Origin of the sequence: Acinetobacter sp. V2, assembly GCF_001188385.1 — a bacterium.
In the GTDB taxonomy this organism is placed as follows: domain Bacteria; phylum Pseudomonadota; class Gammaproteobacteria; order Pseudomonadales; family Moraxellaceae; genus Acinetobacter; species Acinetobacter oleivorans.
The window spans coordinates 1,318,084-1,319,106 of sequence record NZ_JZFB01000001.1 but is presented as its reverse complement, the minus strand read 5'-3'; the positions used below and the strand labels follow the sequence as shown (position 1 = coordinate 1,319,106).

General features: G+C 37.0%; 2 protein-coding genes. Both read left to right on the top strand.

Translation table 11 applies throughout. The features are described from left to right. On the top strand, positions 1–546 hold a 546-nt coding region (locus UC75_RS20355; RefSeq protein WP_228137117.1), incomplete at its 5' end, for a circularly permuted type 2 ATP-grasp protein. A gap of 22 nt (positions 547–568) precedes the next feature. After that, positions 569–1,023, top strand: a 455-nt coding sequence (locus UC75_RS06035; protein ID WP_228137116.1) for an alpha-E domain-containing protein, incomplete at its 3' end; no start/stop codon positions are given.

The following is a 1,023-nucleotide window of genomic DNA, read 5'->3' as shown; positions in this document are numbered from 1 at the left end:
CTTATGTCTGCTTATTTGCAAAAAAATGTGGTGATTGCAAATGCACCTGGAACAGGGGTGGCTGATGATAAATCTATTTATCCTTACGTAGATCAAATGATTCAATACTATTTGGGTGAAACTCCAATTCTAAAAAATGTACCTACTTATCAGTGCCGTAAAGATGAACATTTAGATTATGTGCTGTCTAATTTAGATCAATTGGTTGTTAAAGAAGCACAGGGTTCAGGTGGTTATGGCATGTTAATTGGGCCTAAAGCAAGCTCGTGTGAAATTGATGACTTTAGAAAAAAATTGATCGCTACGCCTCATATGTACATTGCACAACCTACCTTAGCTTTATCTGTTGCTCCCACTTTAACGACAGGAGGGGTGGCTGAACGTCACATCGATTTGCGTCCATTTGTATTGAGTTCACCTTATCGTACAGAAATAGTACCGGGTGGCTTAACACGTGTGGCCATGCAGGCTGGCTCTCTAGTTGTAAATTCGTCCCAAGGTGGCGGTATAAAAGATACATGGGTTGTCGAAACATTACATTCCTGATTGTGGGTTAAAGAGGAACTTTATGGTTTTACTCAATTCGAGTGCGCATCAAATATATTGGTTGGGTCGATATTTAATGCGAGTTAAATTCGCAGCTTCTCATTTACCCTTCACACAAGATGAGAAAGCAACAAAATTTGCAGCAGCATTTGGTTTGGTTATAGAAAATGCTGAATTACTAAATCACTATATGTTAGACAAGAAGCAAACATTTTCATTACTGAACCAGTTCATTATTGCTAAAGATAATATTCAGGGACTAAGAGGTATATTGTCATCAAAAGCTTATGCAGAATTAAATCATGTTATTAACACGCTTGAAGCTCAACCTGAAATCTTGAGAAAAGCTGTTGAACAATGTACTCAAATACTAGAAGCGGAAAATGAAGATGTTTGTTTATTTCTGCATTTAGGCCAAAAAATAGAGCAATTTGATATTGAGTTACGTTTTGGACAAGATTTATCAGCTCTTATTAC